21 protein-coding genes are annotated in these 17,647 nt (G+C 40.9%); 19 read left to right on the plus strand and 2 right to left on the minus strand.

Annotated features, from left to right (window positions below):
• Positions 1-19 precede the first annotated feature (19 nt).
• The 19 genes from FAY33_RS16230 (at position 20) to FAY33_RS16320 (ending at position 16,043) form a co-directional block, all read left to right on the plus strand.
• Positions 20-814, plus strand: coding sequence for a MotA/TolQ/ExbB proton channel family protein (locus FAY33_RS16230; protein WP_143322275.1), 795 nt, complete (start codon positions 20-22; stop codon positions 812-814).
• Complete coding sequence (locus FAY33_RS16235) at positions 807-1,589, plus strand: flagellar motor protein MotB (RefSeq protein WP_143322276.1); 783 nt, start codon at positions 807-809, stop codon at positions 1,587-1,589. The genes FAY33_RS16230 and FAY33_RS16235 overlap by 8 nt, the downstream gene beginning before the upstream one ends.
• A 22-nt stretch (positions 1,590-1,611) precedes the next feature.
• On the plus strand, positions 1,612-2,631 hold the full coding sequence (locus FAY33_RS16240) for a FliM/FliN family flagellar motor switch protein (RefSeq protein ID WP_143322277.1): 1,020 nt from the start codon (positions 1,612-1,614) through the stop codon (positions 2,629-2,631).
• 50 nt (positions 2,632-2,681) lie between these two features.
• Complete coding sequence (locus tag FAY33_RS16245; RefSeq protein ID WP_143322278.1) at positions 2,682-3,041, plus strand: response regulator; 360 nt, start codon at positions 2,682-2,684, stop codon at positions 3,039-3,041.
• Between the two features lie 23 nt (positions 3,042-3,064).
• Positions 3,065-3,511, plus strand: coding sequence for a flagellar basal body rod protein FlgC (gene flgC, locus FAY33_RS16250; protein WP_143322279.1), 447 nt, complete (start codon positions 3,065-3,067; stop codon positions 3,509-3,511).
• 50 nt (positions 3,512-3,561) lie between these two features.
• Entirely contained in the window at positions 3,562-4,905 is a 1,344-nt protein-coding gene (fliN, locus tag FAY33_RS16255; protein ID WP_143322280.1) for a flagellar motor switch protein FliN, read from the plus strand.
• Between the two features lie 17 nt (positions 4,906-4,922).
• Complete coding sequence (locus FAY33_RS16260) at positions 4,923-5,282, plus strand: flagellar biosynthetic protein FliO (RefSeq protein ID WP_143322281.1); 360 nt, start codon at positions 4,923-4,925, stop codon at positions 5,280-5,282.
• Positions 5,283-5,293: 11 nt separating this feature from the next.
• Positions 5,294-5,956: a flagellar type III secretion system pore protein FliP gene (gene fliP, locus FAY33_RS16265; protein WP_143322282.1), complete on the plus strand. Its 663-nt coding sequence runs from the start codon at positions 5,294-5,296 to the stop codon at positions 5,954-5,956.
• Positions 5,957-5,970: 14 nt separating this feature from the next.
• The gene (locus FAY33_RS16270) at positions 5,971-6,231 is read left to right on the plus strand and encodes a flagellar biosynthetic protein FliQ (protein ID WP_143322283.1); all 261 of its coding nucleotides are present in this window, start codon (positions 5,971-5,973) and stop codon (positions 6,229-6,231) included.
• Positions 6,232-6,257: 26 nt separating this feature from the next.
• Positions 6,258-7,019, plus strand: coding sequence for a flagellar biosynthetic protein FliR (locus tag FAY33_RS16275; RefSeq protein ID WP_143322284.1), 762 nt, complete (start codon positions 6,258-6,260; stop codon positions 7,017-7,019).
• Between the two features lie 24 nt (positions 7,020-7,043).
• The gene (gene flhB / locus FAY33_RS16280; protein ID WP_143322285.1) at positions 7,044-8,105 is read left to right on the plus strand and encodes a flagellar biosynthesis protein FlhB; all 1,062 of its coding nucleotides are present in this window, start codon (positions 7,044-7,046) and stop codon (positions 8,103-8,105) included.
• A 40-nt stretch (positions 8,106-8,145) separates the two neighbouring features.
• Complete coding sequence (flhA, locus tag FAY33_RS16285) at positions 8,146-10,215, plus strand: flagellar biosynthesis protein FlhA (protein WP_143322286.1); 2,070 nt, start codon at positions 8,146-8,148, stop codon at positions 10,213-10,215.
• A gap of 35 nt (positions 10,216-10,250) precedes the next feature.
• A complete protein-coding gene (locus FAY33_RS16290; protein ID WP_143322287.1) occupies positions 10,251-11,027 on the plus strand; it encodes a FliA/WhiG family RNA polymerase sigma factor in 777 nt (258 codons plus the stop codon).
• A gap of 15 nt (positions 11,028-11,042) precedes the next feature.
• Positions 11,043-11,846, plus strand: a complete 804-nt coding sequence (locus tag FAY33_RS16295) for a flagellar hook-basal body protein (RefSeq protein WP_143322288.1) — start codon at positions 11,043-11,045, stop codon at positions 11,844-11,846.
• Positions 11,847-11,858: 12 nt separating this feature from the next.
• A complete protein-coding gene (locus FAY33_RS16300) occupies positions 11,859-12,632 on the plus strand; it encodes a flagellar hook-basal body protein (protein ID WP_143322289.1) in 774 nt (257 codons plus the stop codon).
• Between the two features lie 29 nt (positions 12,633-12,661).
• Entirely contained in the window at positions 12,662-13,288 is a 627-nt protein-coding gene (locus FAY33_RS16305; protein ID WP_143322290.1) for a chemotaxis protein CheC, read from the plus strand.
• Entirely contained in the window at positions 13,281-13,763 is a 483-nt protein-coding gene (locus FAY33_RS16310; RefSeq protein WP_143322291.1) for a chemotaxis protein CheD, read from the plus strand. The genes FAY33_RS16305 and FAY33_RS16310 overlap by 8 nt, the downstream gene beginning before the upstream one ends.
• 83 nt (positions 13,764-13,846) lie before the next feature.
• Positions 13,847-14,767 (plus strand): chemotaxis protein, encoded by a 921-nt coding sequence (locus FAY33_RS16315; protein ID WP_143322292.1) that lies wholly within the window; start codon positions 13,847-13,849, stop codon positions 14,765-14,767.
• The gene (locus FAY33_RS16320; protein ID WP_143322293.1) at positions 14,760-16,043 is read left to right on the plus strand and encodes an HDOD domain-containing protein; all 1,284 of its coding nucleotides are present in this window, start codon (positions 14,760-14,762) and stop codon (positions 16,041-16,043) included. Before FAY33_RS16315 ends, FAY33_RS16320 begins: the two co-directional genes overlap by 8 nt.
• On the opposite strand, the gene FAY33_RS16325 is transcribed toward FAY33_RS16320, so the two are convergent.
• A complete protein-coding gene (locus tag FAY33_RS16325; RefSeq protein WP_143322294.1) occupies positions 16,040-16,840 on the minus strand; it encodes a late competence development ComFB family protein in 801 nt (266 codons plus the stop codon). The two genes, FAY33_RS16320 and FAY33_RS16325, sit on opposite strands and share 4 nt — an antisense overlap.
• A gap of 25 nt (positions 16,841-16,865) precedes the next feature.
• A complete protein-coding gene (locus tag FAY33_RS16330; RefSeq protein ID WP_143322295.1) occupies positions 16,866-17,639 on the minus strand; it encodes an AAA family ATPase in 774 nt (257 codons plus the stop codon).
• Positions 17,640-17,647: the final 8 nt, after the last annotated feature.

Genomic DNA, 17,647 nt, shown 5'->3' on the forward strand with positions numbered 1-17,647 from the left:
TAAGATTGGGAGGTCATTCATGGATGTATCTTTGATTGTAGGGTGGATATTGGGGGCTGTTCTGATTGTTTTGGGGATTGGAATAGAAAGAATTGTTAATTTTGTTGATATACCCAGTATTATCATCGTCATCGGAGGAACGGCGGCGGCACTTATTGCCAGTTATCCATTCAGAATGCTTGCTCAGATGCCAAAACATATTGGAATTATGCTGGGGAACCAGAAATACGATGCAGGTGACGTAATCTACAAATTTGCTGATATGGCACAGACCGCAAGGAAAAGAGGGTTGCTGGTATTAGAGGAGCAGGCGGTTGCAATCGAGGACCCATTTTTAAAACAGAGTGTTATGCTGATTGTGGATGCAATTGATGGGGAACGTATCCGGGAGATTCTGGAGGGAGAAGTAAACGCATTGATTGACCGTCATGATCAGCAGATTAGTATGTATGAACGATGTACCTCACTTGCCCCGGCTTTTGGACTGGCAGGAACCCTGGTTGGTTTAGTCAATATGTTAAAAGGTATTAATTTTGAACAGGGACCTATGGGAATCGGTGCAGATATGTCTCTGGCGCTTGTTGCTACCTTTTACGGCTGTATTCTTGCTCATCTGGTGTTTGCCCCTATGGCAAGAAAACTAAAGATCCGTAATGAAGAAGAGATTCTCTACCGGCGTATTATTATTGAAGGTGTATTATCCGTACAGGCTGGCGATAATCCCAAGTTTTTGATAGAAAAGCTTTTTTCATACTTATCCCAGAGTCAGCAGAAGAAATTTATGAACAACAGAGGTGCCGGAGGATATGATTAAAAAACATAAAAAGCAGGAAGAATCAGGAGGGCTGCCGGATACATATGGTGGAATCGTTACGTTGCTTTTATGCTTTTTTATCCTGATATATTCAGTTTCTTATGTTGACCAGAATAAATGGAAGATGCTGGTTGGAAACTTAAATCCCGCAGCAGTGGAGAGCAGCAGTGCCGATGTACAATCATTGAGTGGAGAGGAAGAGGAATCTTCTGCATACGCTGTTTCTGAAAATGGTGATATTACAGATTTTAATCAGCTCTATCCGGCTTTAAAGCAGGTGATTGAAGCGCGGAATATGCAGGAGGGTGTGGAATCTGTTTCTGGTAATGGATTCACATTTCTTTCGTTTCGTAATTCTGTGTTTTTTGATGGGGAAGGCTCGGTTCTCCGGCAGGAAGGAAAGGAATTTCTGGACCAGATTGCTGGTACATTAACAAGGGCAGACCGCACCATAAAAGAAGTGAAGGTTTTAAGTCATACTTCTCAGAAAGATCCGGGAAAACCTAATAATATCCGCAATGACCGAATGCTGTCGGCACAGCGATCTGCGGAACTGGTTATTTACCTTCAAAGCAGGAATGCAGTTTCTCCAGAAAAGCTGGTAAGCCTGAGTTTTGGTCAGTACCGTCCCATAGCACCAGTTGATTCAGAGGCTGGAAAAGAGAAAAATGGCAGGCTGGAAGTCCTTATCACCCAGAGTGATACAGCAGAGAATTCTCTGGAAGAATATTACAACCAGATTTATCATCAGAGTCAGTTAGAAACGGACAATTAAATAAAAAGCGGGAGTGAAACAGATGGCTGAAGTATTATCCCAAAGTCAAATTGATGCACTGCTCAATTCCCTGCAGGGAACTGATGAGCCTATCGATGAGATTGATAAAAAAGGAAATGAAACAAAATATAGGAAGTATGATTTTTACAGTCCTAAAAAGTTTACAAAAGATAAACTGAAGATATTAAAGAGTATATTTGATAATTACTCCAGAATTGCCGGTTCGCAGATCAACGGGCTATTTCGTACTTCAAGTGAATTATCCGTTATTACGGTAGAGGAACAACGGTATTATGAATTTGGGAATGCCCTGAATGATAATGACGTTTTGACAATTGTCGATGTAACCATGCCTAATGTTGCCCAGGGACCGCCTCTTTTAATCAATGCCAGTATGAGCCTGATGTTAAGTCTGATGGACCGCATGCTGGGGGGGGTTGGGGAAGAAGCAGATGTTGATGAATATTATACTTACACAGAGATCGAAATGGCTCTGTACCGGAGAGTGATTCAGTATCTGATTGGAGCATTAAAGGATTCCTGGTCGACTTATATTGACTTAAATTTCGAACTGAACAGACTGGAGGAAAATCCGGGAATGTTTCAGGAGATTGGTGTAGATGAGACCATTGTAATTGTCGTAATTGATGTGGAATTAAAGGAATGTACGGGCAGGCTGAATGTATGTATTCCAGGAACCTTGCTTTCCAATATTTTCTCCATCATGGACAAGAGAAAACACAGTGCCATGGGCGATGAATTTAAGAGCCAGGATAACAGGCAGGATATCTTTAACAGCATCAAAGGATCGGATCTTCTGGTTCGTGCCAAAGTTGGAGATGCCATGATCACACTTGATGATATTTATAATCTTCATGTGGGAGATGTGGTCAATCTAAACACACCAAAGGATTCTGACATAGAAATTTATGTTGAAGAACAGCCATGGTTTAAAGGCCAGTTGGGTGTTCATAAACGGAATGTTGCGGTGCAGATTGATGAGTTAGCTGACAATGGAAATTACCAGACCGGTGAAAACTGAGTCAGGGATTATATAAAGTAATATAGGATAATAAAAGGAGATGTAAAGAAATGGCAAAAATATTATTAGTAGATGATGCAGCATTTATGAGAATGATGATTAAGGACACCTTAACTAAAAATGGATACACAGACCTATATGAAGCGTCTGATGGAGCCCAGGCAGTTCAGATGTTTGCAGAAGTGAATCCAGACCTGGTAATCATGGACATTACCATGCCGAATATGGACGGTCTGGAAGCGTTAAAAGTAATCAAATCAAAAGCACCAGATGCAGCCGTAGTTATGTGTTCTGCCATGGGTCAGGAAAGTATGGTAATTGAAGCAATCAAATCCGGAGCAAAGGATTTCATTGTAAAGCCATTTAAGCCAGACCGTATTCTTAAAACTGTTTCCGGAATTATCGGCTAAGCAGACATCTAAGGAGGATACTTATGTCGTTTTTGAGTTCTATGAACATCAGCGCATCGGCTATGACAGCACAGCGTCTTCGCCTGGATGTCGCATCTGAGAATATTGCTAATATCGATACAACAAGAACAGAAGCAGGCGGCCCTTACCGGAGAAAAATGGTAGTACTTGAAGCCAGAAATGAAAATAATTTCAAAAAGGTGCTGATGAATGCGGCAGGGAAAAGCCGGCAGCAAAGTACAGGCGGCGTCAGAGTTTCTCAGATCATAGAGGATACCAGTCCTTTAAAGTCTGTATATAACCCGGAACATCCGGATGCAGATGAGAATGGCTATGTACAGATGCCTAATGTAGATTTGATTAAAGAGACTGTGGACAGCATGTCTGCCACCAGGTCCTATGAAGCCAATATAACAGCATTTAACGCCATAAAGATGATGGCTTCCAAGGCATTGGAAATCGGGAAATAAGGCAAAAAATGGCATAGAGGGCTAAATGAGTATAAAGGGAGAAAAGTTGTATGGATTCGAAGAATTTTAGCGCATTTGAGATTGATGCCATAGGTGAGATTTTAAATATAAGCCTGGGTGCCTCAGCCACTGCAGTATCCAACTTGCTCGATGCCAGAGTTGATATTACAACACCAGTGGTCAGGGTTTTAACGAGAGAAGAATTTGAAATTTCAAACCTGGAACCAGCAGTTGGAGTAGAGATTACATATATTGCAGGACTAAGCGGAAGCAACATCATGCTGTTAAAGAAACATGATGTAAAGATAATCGTAGACATGATGATGGGAATGGAAACCCCAGAAGAAGAGTTCGAGTTAAATGAACTCAATATCAGTGCGATTTGTGAAGTTATGAATCAGATGATGGGAGCGTCTGCAACGGCTCTGTCTGAATTCTTAACGAAATCAGTTAATATTTCCACACCAAGCTCATTTGAGATTTCCGATATAGATGATTTTAAGAATAAATACTATAAGACAAATGAGATTATGGTGGTTGTAGGTTTTACATTAAAAATTGCAGACCGGTTGGAAAGTGAATTTATCAATGTAATGCCTCCAGAACTTGCAAAAGAGCTGGTTGGAGGATTTTTCACACAGGAAAGCCAGGACCAGGAACCGGAACTGAGACATGAAGAGGAGAAACCGGTAGTAGAATCCTCAGGGAATGCAATGCTGTCCCAGGCTGAGATAGAGAGACTTTTAGCTGAAAGTGCAGCTTCAAAGGTAGAAGAACCAAAGGTAGAAGAGCCAAAGCCAGAACCAGAACCGGTAATAGAACCATCAGGCGGAGTGATGTCTCAGGCTGAGATTGAGAAACTTTTGGCTGGCAGCCAGGCTGCAGAGCCGCCTAAAACAGTACAGCCTCCACAGGCAGCACCGGTAACAGGAGGACAGATGTCAGAAAACGATAACTCATCCATGCAGCAGCTTATGGCACAGATCCAGATGCAGCAGCAAATGATGAATCAGATGCAGCAGATGATTTTACAGTTACAAAATGGACAGCAGAATACGGGCAGAGATGTAACTGAACCGAAAAAGATCAATGTTAAACCAGTTCCGCAGAAAGATTTAAAGGACAATGCCGGAAGTTATGAAGAACAGGAAGAAAACAGAGAATTGATTATGGGAGTGCCGCTGGAAGTTTCTGTAGAAATCGGCAGAACCAGAAAGCTGGTAAAAGATATTCTGGAATTTACAAAAGGTTCCCTTGTTGTTCTTGATAAATTAGCAGGAGATCAGGTTGATCTTTATGTAAATGGGCGTTGTATTGCAAAAGGCGATGTAGTAGTTGTTGATGACAACTTTGGTATTCGTATCACAGAGATTGTAAAAGGAAATATCATGTAGAGAGGAAGTGGCAGTCATTGAACAGTGTTTTAAGTCTGGCATCGGTGCTGATTCTTACCATTCTGATTCTGTACTTAAGCTATGTATTTACGAAAAGTCTGGGAAAGGGCATCGGATTAAAACGTGGGGGGACATGTATGCAGATGCTGGACAGGCTTCCGCTGGGGCAGGATAAGGCGGTTGCAGTTGTTCGAATGGGAAGCCATTACTACCTGATAGGAATTGCTTCTTCACAGATTACACTTCTGGCGGAAGTATCAGAGGAAGATATAAATATAGAAAACAAGGGTACTGACACAACAGAAACAATAGAAGGGTACCCGGATTTTAAAAAGCTATTAAAGAAATATACAGACAGACATAAGAAAGATCAGTAAGGAGGAACAGAATGAATACAGATGCCTTAGTTAACATTAACGGCGGACGGGTGCCAACGCTTGAACTTTTTCTCGTTCTGACCATTATTTCATTGCTGCCTTCTATTTTAGTGATGATGACGTCCTTTACCAGGATTGTCATTATCTTGTCTTTTACCAGAAATGCACTTGGAATCCAGCAGACACCTCCTAACATGGTTTTGGTAGGAATTGCATTGTTTTTAACCCTGTTTATTATGGACCCTGTGATAAAGGATATTAATACCAATGCTTATCAGCCCTATGTAAAAGAAGAGATAAAACAGGACGAGGCACTGAAACGGGCAGAGGTTCCCATGAAGAGATTTATGCTCAAACAGACGGAGACGTCTACCCTCAATGTTTTTATGGACCTGTCCAAAACAGAAAAACCTGAAAATTTGGAAGAACTTCCTATGACAGTTGTGATTCCTTCCTTTATGACATCAGAACTAAAGCGGGCATTCACTGCAGGATTTATGATCTTCTTGCCGTTTATGCTGGTAGATATTATTGTATCCAGTACGCTGATGTCCATGGGTATGGTAATGCTTCCTCCCGCAATGATCTCCTTGCCGTTTAAGCTTCTTTTATTTGTAACGGTCAACGGATGGGAATTATTATTTACCAATCTGGTTAAAAGCTTTCATTACTGACAGGAGGAGTAAAGATGACAGAAGTTGCGCTTAGCAGTCTTATGTACGAGATGTTCGGGATGGCTGTAAGGCTTGCTGGTCCCGTTTTAATCATAAGTATGATTATTGGTATTATCATATCTATTTTACAGGCAGCTACTCAGATTCATGAACAGACCATTACATTTGTACCAAAACTTCTGGTAATCGGTCTGGTGTTGTTAATCATGGGAAGCAATATGATGGAAATGCTTGGCGATTATACGATTCATATATTTAATACAATGCTGGGATAGATAAAAGCAGGGAAAGGAAGAGTTAAATGCCGGATGTAGGACAGATGATGCTGTTGTCCCTGATTTTTATGAGAATGTCAGGATTTATCCTGCTGAATCCTATTTTGGGAAGAAAGAATATTCCGGTGCAGGTGAAAAGCGGAATGGTAATGGTATTTACTCTTCTCGTTTATTCCTTCTCCTTTGCACAGGTTCCGGAGCCGGTCAATTCGATAGAATATGCCGTACTTCTTATAAAAGAATTTGCCATGGGATATGCCATAGGGTTTGTAATAGATCTTTTTTTACTGGTCATTACATTTGCAGGTTCCATTATTGATTTTCAGATGGGACTGTCTATGTCTACCATATTTGATCCCCAAAGCAACGCACAGATTGCTTTAAGCGGCAGTGTTTATCACGCATATTTTATGTTGCTATTTTTCGCTGTAGATGGACATCTGGCACTTTTTAAACTGCTTCTTACTTCGGCTGAGATCGTTCCGTACGGGCAGGTGTTATTTGGACCACAGGTTGCGTGGGCGCTGGTAGAAGTGTTCATTCATTGTATCGTTATGGCGGTTAAATTTGCATTTCCTATTATGGCAATCGAATTTCTGACAGAAATAGCGGTTGGAATTTTAATGAAAATCATTCCTCAGATTAATGTGTTTGTAGTGAATATACAAGCAAAGTTAATCATTGGTTTGTTAATGCTTGTTTTTCTGTTTTCCCCCATGTCTGATTATCTGGGTGATATTATAAGTCAGATGCTTTTAACTGTAGAGAGTGTGATTCGCCTTTTATAAATGCAAAGGATGTGAGAAACCAAAATGGCTGAGGGATCAAAGACTGAGAAAGCCACCCCGAAAAAACGGCGGGACGAACGAAAAAAGGGACGTGTTGCAATCAGTAAAGATGTGGTTATGATTGCATCCCTTCTTGGAACATTCATTATGCTTAAGATGCTGTTTCCACTGATTTACCGGACTATACGGGATTATATGATCAAGTATTTAAGCCTTGCACCCATGGTTGAAACCGTGTCTGATTATACAAAAAGTGCTTATATAGATACGGTGACAGCAGTGTTAAAAGGAGCGGTTCCCATACTTGTGGTTTCCATGGTGTTGGCAGTCATTGGAACCGGAGTACAGACTAAATTTATTTTCACAAAAAAGAATCTGGTTCCTCAGTTCAACCGGCTTAATCCATTAAAAGGGATTAAGAATATTCTGTCACTGAAAAGTCTGGTAGAATTGCTGAAAAATCTTGTAAAGATTATTGTCCTTGTCATTATTCTTTATCAGATTATCATGGCGGATCTGCGGGGAATATCCAGAACCATTGATATGGATTTCAGAGAATCCGCTGTTTATGTTCTGGATGCTGTAATGCAGATGGTATATAAGGTGTCAATTGTGTTTCTTGGAGTTGCAGGCTTCGATTATTTTTATCAGTGGTGGGATTACGAACGCCAGATGAAGATGTCAAAGCAGGAGTTGAAAGAAGAATATAAACAAACAGAAGGAAATCCGGAGATTAAAGGAAGAATCCGGAATCTGCAAAGGGAAAGAGCGAAATCCCGTATGATGCAGGCAGTTCCTTCCGCAGATGTTATCATTCGTAACCCGACCCATTATGCGGTGGCTCTGCGCTACGATCTTGATAAGGACAATGCACCGGTTATGGTTGCAAAAGGGCAGGATGAGCTGGCACTTAGAATTGTGGCAATGGGAGAGGAACATGGAGTCTATGTGCTGGAGAATAAGCCATTAGCCCGCGGCATTTTTGCCAGTACGCAGGTTGGGGCGGAGATACCTCCGGAGTACTATGGTATGGTAGCGGAGATTTTGGTTTTCGTATACCGTATGAATAACAAAATCATAGAATAGAAAAAGCAGAAGAGATACTTGAAAGAAATGGTGTAAAAGAATGAAGAGTTTACTGAAAAATTCCGTAGTTGTATTTGTCATTGCGATTGTACTTCTGTTGATTATTCCATTGCCTCCATTCCTTATGGACGTAATGATTATCATAAATATTGCCCTTTCCATGATTATCTTACTGATAAGCATGAATATCAGGGAGCCATTGGAATTTTCCATATTTCCCTCATTGCTCTTAATTACTACTTTACTGAGGCTGGGACTGAATGTCTCCTCTACCCGTAATATTTTAGCACATCAGGGGTCGTCCGGTCAGGTAATTAAGGCATTTGGTGATTTCGTTCTACAGGGAAATATCGTTGTTGGGTTTATTATATTCATAATCATTGTATTAATGAACTTTCTTGTTATTACAAAAGGTACGGAACGTGTATCAGAAGTGGCAGCCAGATTCACCCTGGATGCCATGCCTGGAAAACAGATGGCGATTGATGCTGATTTAAGTTCTGGTCTTATTAATGAGCAGGAAGCAAAACTCAGACGATATAAGATTCAGAAAGAAGCCGATTTTTACGGTGCAATGGATGGTGCCACCAAATTTGTAAAAGGTGATGCAATCATGGCGATTGTAATCACAGCAATCAACTTTATTGGTGGTGCAGTCATTGGTGTAGTACAGTCAAGCCTTCCTTTCTCACAGGTGCTGACGATTTACAGCATTGCAACGGTAGGTGATGGACTGGTTTCCCAGATTCCTTCCCTTTTAATTGCAACCGCAACTGGTATGATTGTTACCAGAGCCGTATCAGAGGGCAGTCTGAATGAAGATGTGTCCGCACAGTTTTTGGCACAGCCCAAAGCCATTATGTTTACCGGTTTTGTTATGGTTGTATTGATGCTGGTTCCCGGAATGCCCAAATTACAGCTTGCAGTGATGGCTGTTGTGTTAGTCGGCTGTGGATATCAGTTAGAACGGAGAGTCAAAAGAGCAGCCATCAGAGAAGAGGCATCAGAGACTGCCCAGGCAATGGAAGAAGCCGCCCAGGCACCTTCTGACGAAGAATCCTATTATCGTGACGTAAACAATGTCTATTCCCTGATTAATGTAGAACCCATTGAGATGGAATTTGGCTATAGTCTGATTCCGCTGATTGATGAGACCAGCGGCGGCAAGATGATTAACCGGATCGTCATTTTCAGAAGGCAATATGCACAGGATATGGGATTTGTCATTCCTTCTGTCAGACTTAGGGACAGTTCCAGTTTAAATACCAATCAGTATGTAATCAAAATACGAGGAGAAGAAGTATCCAAAGGGGAGATCCTGGTAGACTATTATCTGGCTTTAGAGCCACCTGTATTGTCCGGTGAAGTTGATGGAATTGAAACCATTGAACCAGCTTATGGAATTCCAAGTAAATGGATTCGCCCAGAGAATAAAGAGATGGCAGAAATTTATGGGTATACCGTAATTGATCCGCTTTCTGTTATGCTTACCCATCTGTCAGAAACCATCAAGCAGCACGCTCATGAATTACTTGGAAGGCAGGAGGTGATGCAGTTGTTGGATAATGTGAAAAAACAATCTGCAGAGCTGGTGGATGAACTATTTCCTGGACAGTTTACATATGGAAACCTTCAAAAAATCCTTCATAATCTGGTAAAAGAAGGTGTCCCGATTAAAGACATGGAAACGATTTTAGAGACGATCTTAGATTCACTTCCAGTTACCAGAGATATGGATGTAATAACTGAAAATATCAGAATTGCCTTAAAGAGAACCATTACCAGAATGTTCTGCGACGGAGGCCAGATGAAAGTGCTGACTCTGGATGCGGATCTGGAAAAGAATATTATAAGCAGTATGGCGAAGGGGGAGCAGGGTGTGTATCTTGCTTTAAGCCCTGATGTAATGCAATCGGTAATTGTACAGATGGGAGAGCAGATTAAGAAGTTCAGTGACCTGAATCAGAAACCAGTGGTTTTAACAAGTCAGGTTGTCAGACTGTATTTTTATCGCCTGATTGAGCAGTTCTATCCCAATGTATATGTCCTTTCATTTAATGAGATTGCAAATAATATTCAAATTCAGGCAGTCGGAAATATTACCGTTTGACATGGGGTTATGTCAGAAAGGCAGTGTTAGTCGGAATGGAACAAGATTTTAGCCAATATACCAATGAAGATTTACTAATTAAATATAAACGGACAAAGGATATTAAGATCAAGCATGAACTTGTGATGCGCTATATGTATATGGTTAAGAGCATATCAATCCAGATGCGGGATGTCTATTTAAGCTTTGCGCAGGTGGAAGACATTGTAAATGAAGGTGTGCTGACGATCATGGCTGGAATTGAGAAATTTGATCCGGAGCTGAATGTCAAGTTCGAGACATATATTTCCAAGCGGATAAGAGGTATGATCATTGATATGGCAAGAAAGCAGGACTGGATTCCAAGAAGTGTGAGAAAAAATGCCAAAGATCTTGATAATGCAGCAATGGAATTGTGCAATCGTCTTGGACGGTTTCCTTCACCTAAGGAGATTGCAGACCATATGGGGGTCAGTTTAGATAAGTATCAGGAGGCACTTGGAAAGACTAACATTTACAGTGTTCTGTCCCTGGACATGGTTTTAGAAGCTGGAAATGAGAATAAAAAAGTTCTTCAGCTTCCTTCCATTAATGAAAATGATCAGCCGGAAGACCATTATTTGCAGGAAGAGTTTAAACAAGTTTTAGTTTCTGCTATAAATAATTTAAAAGAAAACGAACAAAAGGTTATCTCTTTGTACTATATGGACGAATTAAATATGAAGGAGATTGCTCATGTGATGAGCGTCAGCGAGCCGAGAATTTCGCAGATTCACTCCAATGCCATACAAAAACTGCGTTTATATCTGAATGATTTTATGAACGGGAAGTAAGAAAGGGGACAAAATATGTTTCAGGGATTTTATAATCTGGCTTCTGGAATGCTTTACCAGAACCGGAATTTGAATACAATCAGTAATAATATGGTCAATGTGAGTACTCCGGGGTATAAGTCTGACCGTATGGTCAGCACAACCTTTAAAGATGAGATGCGTTACCGCAGCGGTAATCTGAATAGGGGGAATGCCACCCAGATTGGTTCCATGTCTATGATCCGTGCTGTTGGAATAACCAGCACCAGCCATAATCAGGGTAATGTAGAAGAAACTGGAGGGAATTTGGATTTTGCACTGACAAAACCCGGATTTTTTGCGGTTCAGGATACTGCTGGGAACCGAATTTATACCAGAAACGGTTCTTTTCAGATTGATCAGGACGGATATCTTAGTTTATCCTCATTAGGAAGAGTCCTGGGAGAAGACGGGAACCCCATTGAGATGACTTCCGATCATATCTCAGTTGATAAATCAGGCAATATTTATGAAGTTCCGTTAAAAGGTCTGGGCGGTGAGGAAGAGAATGATTCGGATTCAGAACAGGAACCTCAATTGATCGGCAAACTGGGAGTATTTGATTTTGCCGATTATAACCAGCTTGTGAAAGGCAATAACGGGACATTTACATCTGCTGCCGATGCCGACGCAGTAGATGGGGGAATTCAGTGGAAATCCATAGAAAGGTCCAACATTGATCCCATTGACGAGATGACCGGCATGATGAGCAGCCAGAGAGCTTCTCAAAGTGCAGCACAGGTACTGAAAATGTATGATCAGCTTATGGGTAAGATTGTAAGTGATATCGGAAGAGTATAGGAGGTATAGGGAATGAATCAATCCTTTTACATAGGGGCTTTGGGAGCTGGCAATCAACAGACCAGGCTCAACATTGTATCCAATAATATTGCAAATGTCAACACCGTTGGGTTTAAGTCCCAATACGGTGTATTTTCTGACTTAATCTATTCACAGGTAAGGAATGCTCAGGGACAGGATGCCGCAAAATCAGGAAGCGGATCAAAGATTGATACCATAAAGTCGAATATGAGCACGATGCCATATCAGACAACGGGAATAGATCATGATTACGCCATTGCAGGAGACGGTTTTTTTATGCTGAAGGATCCCGTTACAGGTGATGTGACTTATTCAAGAGATGGACGTTTTCAGCTTGCAAAGACAGAAGATAAATTCTTTCTGGTTAATACGGAGGGAAAGAGAGTCCTTAATATGGACAAAGAAGAGATTTCCTACGATATTAAGCCCACATCCTATCCGGAGGAGGAAGAGGAAGCGGAAGATGACGAAACCGAAGAGTTGGATGAGGGGGAACATGATCCCCGTGCCATCGGTGTTTATACCTTTTCCAGAATGGATGGAATTCAAAGTGTAGGTGGAAATGGTTTTGCCGTTTCCGCAAAGAATGGAGAACCGATTCTTCTTGAGAATGCAAAAGTTGTAAAGGGTGCTTTGGAGAATTCCGGTACGGATTTTGCTCTGGAGATGACCAGAATGATGGAAGCACAGAGAGCGTATTCTTATGCGTTAAAGATGGTTCAGACTTCCGATGAGGTGGAATCTACAATTAATTCATTGCGGTAAGGAGTAGCAGGAAGGAAAGAGGCGATTAAATGAAGATAAGACGTTATGATGAAATGAATGGATTGGGTCTTGATCTGATTCGTGAGATCGGCAGTATTGGAACTGGTAATTCCGCAACTGCCTTATCATCCTTGCTTAATAAATCAGTACGCATGACGCTTCCTGATGTTCAGATTTTAGGATATAACGAAGCGATTAAATTCCTTGGAGATCCTGAGGAGATTGTAGCAGCCATTCTGGTAAAGATGACCGGAGAGATAAACGGTCTTATGCTGTTCATCCTGAAACTTGATTTTATTAATGAGGTATTAAGCAGTGTCATGCAAAAAGAGATTGAGGACTATTATCAGTTAAATGTAATAGAGACATCAGCTCTTGAAGAGATCGGTAATATTATTATTTCATCTTATGTCAATGCAATGTCAACACTGAGTGATGTGGCAATTAATTTGTCAGTACCCGATACGGCAGTGAATATGTTAGGCGGAATATTAAGCGTTCCGATGGTAGAATTTGGCTACCAGACAGATAAGATGATGATGATCAGCGGACAGTTTCTCATTGATGGAAAAGAACTCCACAGCGACCTTCTCATGATGCCTGATATTGAGTCATTAAACTTTCTCATGGAAAAACTGGGGATTACGAATGGATAAACAGATTACAGTAGGAATTGCAGATATGAAATTTGCCAGGCAGGAAGGGACCTTGATTACTTATGCACTTGGGTCCTGCATTGGCATAAGTCTGTATGACCCGATGATTAAGCTGGGAGCGCTTGTGCACATTATGCTTCCAGAAGTATACGGAACAGGGGACGGAAATGTATTCAAATATGCGGATACAGGATTGGCTGAGACTTTTCGCAAGATTGAAATCATGGGAGCCAGGAAAAACAGATTGATTGCTAAAATAGCCGGAGGTGCCAAGATGTTCCAGCTCCAGGGGAACAGCACTCTTGGCAATATCGGAGCCAGGAACATTGTCAGTGTAAAACAGATATTAAAGACAGCAGGAATCCGTCTTACAGCCGAAGATGTAGGTGAGAATTATGCCCGTACCATGTCGGTGAATTTATGCACGGGAGAGGTCCGGATTCGTACATATGGGAGAGCTGAAATTGTTTTGTAAGCATTATGAACTGGCAGAAGAATGTCGATAAGTGAGTAGGCAGGTGTTTTTGCTGGATTATATTGGGATAAAGGAGAAAAAATATGGCAGAAACAGAGATTTTGTTAGAATCAGGGACCAATGAGATTGAAATAATGGAATTTACCATTTATGGTGAATTATATGGAATCAATGTTGCAAAAGTACGTGAGATTATGATGTCAGATAAGGTAAAACCTATCCCGCATGCCCATCCTTCTGTAGAAGGTATTTTTAAACCAAGGGATCTTTTACTTACGGTTATTGATCTTCCTCATTATTTGACTGGAAGTGAAACAGAGAAGCAGGCGAAGGATCTATTCATTGTTACGAATTTTAATAAGCTTCATATTGCTTTTCGTGTTCATAGCGTCGTTGGAATCAGCCGTATATCCTGGAAGAATATCCAGAAGCCTGATGATACCATCAGCAGAGGAGATGAAGGGGTAGCTACTGGCATTGCTCAGTGCGGAGAAGATCTTGTTACCATTCTGGATTTTGAAAAGATTGTAGCGGATATTGCGCCGGAGACTGGAATCCAGTTAGATGAGATTAGCAAACTGGGCAAAAGAACAGAAGTGAATTGCCCTATTCTGATTGCAGAAGATTCTATTCTCTTAACAAAGATGATAGAGGCTGCACTGAAAAAGGCCGGTTATGATAATTTAACCTTTAAAAATAATGGTCAGGAAGCCTGGAATTATCTTGAGAAGGTTCGTGATGATTCCGATCTGGATAGTAAGGTAAATCTGATTATTACAGATATTGAGATGCCCGAGATGGATGGACATCGTTTGACAAAGCTGGTAAAGGATGATCCTAAGTTAAAACATATTCCATTGATTATTTTCTCTTCTATGATTAATGATGAATTAATGGTAAAAGGGAAGAAGCTGGGCGCAAATGAGCAGTTAAGTAAGCCAGAGATTGGACATCTGGTAGAAGTTATTGATCATCTGATTCAGGGGAGGACTAAGAATGGATAAATATGTCACCCGACAACCGATTAAGGCATTAAAAGAAGACAGAATTGTCGGATATGAAGTATTGTTCCAGAAAGACTATAATTCTATTTACAGCAGTTCTGATGTAGCAGTCGCTGATACGATTTCAGACTTTCTTATGCAAAATTCTGATAGCTTTGCAGATGATAAACTGACCTTTGTCACCTTTACTCCTGCACTGCTGTTCCGAAACACTCCAAAGATTTTTGACAAAGAAAAAATGGTGATTCAGATTGAAGATCATGTGATGATTCATCCTCTTGCACCAACTATTATCCGGAAATACAAAGCAGAAGGATATAAGTTTGCTATCAATGATTTTCAGTTTTCTCCCAGCTATTTTGCAATGCTGGACTTTGCCACTTATGTTAAGATTGATATTGCTAATAAGCGTGATCCGAAAGATAGATTATCTCTGGTAAATATTGTTAATACTATGAAAGGTCTTGACAAAAAGTGCATAGCAACCGGTGTAAAGGAAAAAGAAGACTATGAACTTGCACTGGAGATTGATGCAGATTTTGTGGAAGGCAGTTATGTAGCAGAAGTGCTGGCGAAAAAAGTAAACCGCATGGAGTTCCTTCAGGGGAATTTCTTTCAGCTAGTTGTGGAAGTGTCAAAAGATGAACCAGATATTGAACAGATAGAAGCAATCATAAGCCGTGATGCTGCTCTTAGTTATGCACTCTTAAAGATTGTGAATTCCGCATATTTTGCCCTGCGATGCAGAGTATCTTCTATCCGGCAGGCATTGATTATTATGGGAATCAGCCAGTTAAAGCAGTGGGTATATCTGTTGAGCTTTAACAACAATAACCATCACGATCAGGCATTAGAAGCAATTATGAAGATATCATTTTTAAGAGCTAATTTTGCTATGGCTCTTTCCGATCACATCTGTGATTTTCCAATTCTTCGTTCAGAAGCTTATATGATGGGAATGTTCTCAACATTACAATTTATGATTAATGCACCAGTTGACGAGATTCTTGCTGAGATTCCGGTTGCTCAGGAGATAAAAGAGGCACTAACAGATAAGACAGGAGTCTGTGGAACTTTATATAAACTTATTCTCAGTTATGAGAATGCGGAGTGGAAGAATGTTAAGTCATATTCCGATGAATTATGCCTTCCTTCCGGATTACTTGCACAGACCTACATGGATTGTGTTGATGCTGTTAACGAGATATGGAATAGTCTGATTATCAGTGCAGATCAGGAAGTTGAACCAATAGAAGAAGAAAAAACCCACGCCTAATGGTGTGGGTTTTGTTTTACCGTAAAACAGGATTTTGTAAGTTCCACAATGACCTGCTGTGCATACCGATTGGTATAAAAGTTTAAAAGCGGAGATGCGGATGAAGAGTCAACCACAATATATTTAGGAGACAATTTTGTCAGTGTCAGTGCAGTAATGTCTGCAAGGCAGCGTCCGCAGGAACAGGTATCGAATTTGGCTGCATAATCTTTCGTCATGGATTTAACAATGTATTCCATAACATTCAGATACTGGTATGTAGGGGAATCAGCCTCTGGTATGGATTGTGCCGCAATTACCTCATCGGAAAAATCCTTTTTCGGTGTCAAGTCTTCTGTTTGGGAAGCAACCGGTTCTGTAGGCTCCTCTACCTCTGAATTCTCCGTCTTGAAATCTTCTATATCCGGTTCATCCAGTGTTTCAACCGGATTCATTGTTTCGGATACGGGTATTTCTGAATCTGGTTCCGGCAATTGTGTTTCTGCATCAGTCTTTTCAAGTGCTTCTGCAGATAATGATTCCTCTTCTTCTAACTGCTCACGAATCAGCTCAGATACAGGGTCAGGTGCAGAAGAGGACATGTCTATGATTGATATGGGGGAAGGGGTTAAAGGACCTTCCTGGGTTTGAATAGAGGCTTGATGAGCCAATACGGTAAGTTCTTTAATTGTTTCAGGGGAATCTGCAGTCAGGGTAGCAGCAAGGTTTTCTTTTGCAGCTTCTGATTTGGAAGATTCCGGTTCGTCACCAGCCAACAAATTCATAACATGGGCAGTTTTACTACTTTTTCTAGCCACGGTTTTGAACTCCTCTCATGATATATTAATTTTTACGCTGATGGATTAGTTTTAGAACCTCATCAACCAATGCCTGGAAATCCAATGCGGGATTGGATCGGGGGGCATAGTCCAGTAAGCTCTCGCCCTGTGCAGGTGCCTCCGCAACACTGACACTGGAACGGATATGGGTTTCAAATACAACAGTACCAATCTGAGCAGCAATATCCTGAGCCATTTCTTTCACTTCTTTGGAAAGCAAAGTTCTGGAATTATATTTATTGAGCAGAATGCCAAGAACATCCAGATTGGGGTTTACAGAGGCACGTACTGTGTTAATGGTTTCTTTTATCTGAGAAACACCTAACAGACTCAAAATTTCCGGAATCATGGGAATAATCAGATAATCCGCTGCCGCATATGCGTTCACAGTCAGAATATTTAATGCGGGAGGGGTATCAATAATAATGTAGTCATAATAACCTGCTACAGTAGAAAGAATGTTTTTTAACATGCTTTCCCGCTGTTTTCCGGTAAATTCCAACTCGGCACTGCTTAACAGAATATTGGATGAGATAACATCACAGTACTTTGAGGAGCGAATTGCTTCCTGTAAAGTTGCCGTTCCCTTAAAAACTTCATATATAGTAGCACAGGATTCGATCTCCAGACCAAGGCTGAAACCTAAGTTACCCTGTGGATCTAAATCGACAGCCAGAACTCTCTTCTGCTTCATAGCCAGACCGCAGGCAATCGAGCAGGAAGTGGTTGTTTTGCCTACGCCGCCCTTTTGATTTGTAATGGTAATTACCGTGGACAACTTCAATA

Origin of the sequence: Clostridium sp. HBUAS56010, from assembly GCF_007115105.1 — a bacterium.
GTDB lineage: Bacteria > Bacillota > Clostridia > Lachnospirales > Lachnospiraceae > Lacrimispora.

Bases quoted from the DNA above. Each gene is read 5' to 3' on its own strand.
- fliP (WP_143322282.1), top strand. From the start codon at position 5,294: ATGAATACAGATGCCTTAGTTAACATTAACGGCGGACGGGTGCCAACG.
- FAY33_RS16300 (WP_143322289.1), top strand. From the start codon at position 11,859: ATGAATCAATCCTTTTACATAGGGGCTTTGGGAGCTGGCAATCAACAG.
- flhB (WP_143322285.1), top strand. From the start codon at position 7,044: ATGGCTGAGGGATCAAAGACTGAGAAAGCCACCCCGAAAAAACGGCGG.
- FAY33_RS16290 (WP_143322287.1), top strand. From the start codon at position 10,251: ATGGAACAAGATTTTAGCCAATATACCAATGAAGATTTACTAATTAAA.
- FAY33_RS16315 (WP_143322292.1), top strand. From the start codon at position 13,847: ATGGCAGAAACAGAGATTTTGTTAGAATCAGGGACCAATGAGATTGAA.
- FAY33_RS16305 (WP_143322290.1), top strand. From the start codon at position 12,662: ATGAAGATAAGACGTTATGATGAAATGAATGGATTGGGTCTTGATCTG.
- flgC (WP_143322279.1), top strand. From the start codon at position 3,065: ATGTCGTTTTTGAGTTCTATGAACATCAGCGCATCGGCTATGACAGCA.
- FAY33_RS16240 (WP_143322277.1), top strand. From the start codon at position 1,612: ATGGCTGAAGTATTATCCCAAAGTCAAATTGATGCACTGCTCAATTCC.
- FAY33_RS16270 (WP_143322283.1), top strand. From the start codon at position 5,971: ATGACAGAAGTTGCGCTTAGCAGTCTTATGTACGAGATGTTCGGGATG.
- FAY33_RS16320 (WP_143322293.1), top strand. From the start codon at position 14,760: ATGGATAAATATGTCACCCGACAACCGATTAAGGCATTAAAAGAAGAC.
- FAY33_RS16275 (WP_143322284.1), top strand. From the start codon at position 6,258: ATGCCGGATGTAGGACAGATGATGCTGTTGTCCCTGATTTTTATGAGA.
- FAY33_RS16295 (WP_143322288.1), top strand. From the start codon at position 11,043: ATGTTTCAGGGATTTTATAATCTGGCTTCTGGAATGCTTTACCAGAAC.
- FAY33_RS16230 (WP_143322275.1), top strand. From the start codon at position 20: ATGGATGTATCTTTGATTGTAGGGTGGATATTGGGGGCTGTTCTGATT.
- FAY33_RS16235 (WP_143322276.1), top strand. From the start codon at position 807: ATGATTAAAAAACATAAAAAGCAGGAAGAATCAGGAGGGCTGCCGGAT.
- FAY33_RS16245 (WP_143322278.1), top strand. From the start codon at position 2,682: ATGGCAAAAATATTATTAGTAGATGATGCAGCATTTATGAGAATGATG.
- fliN (WP_143322280.1), top strand. From the start codon at position 3,562: ATGGATTCGAAGAATTTTAGCGCATTTGAGATTGATGCCATAGGTGAG.
- FAY33_RS16310 (WP_143322291.1), top strand. From the start codon at position 13,281: ATGGATAAACAGATTACAGTAGGAATTGCAGATATGAAATTTGCCAGG.
- flhA (WP_143322286.1), top strand. From the start codon at position 8,146: ATGAAGAGTTTACTGAAAAATTCCGTAGTTGTATTTGTCATTGCGATT.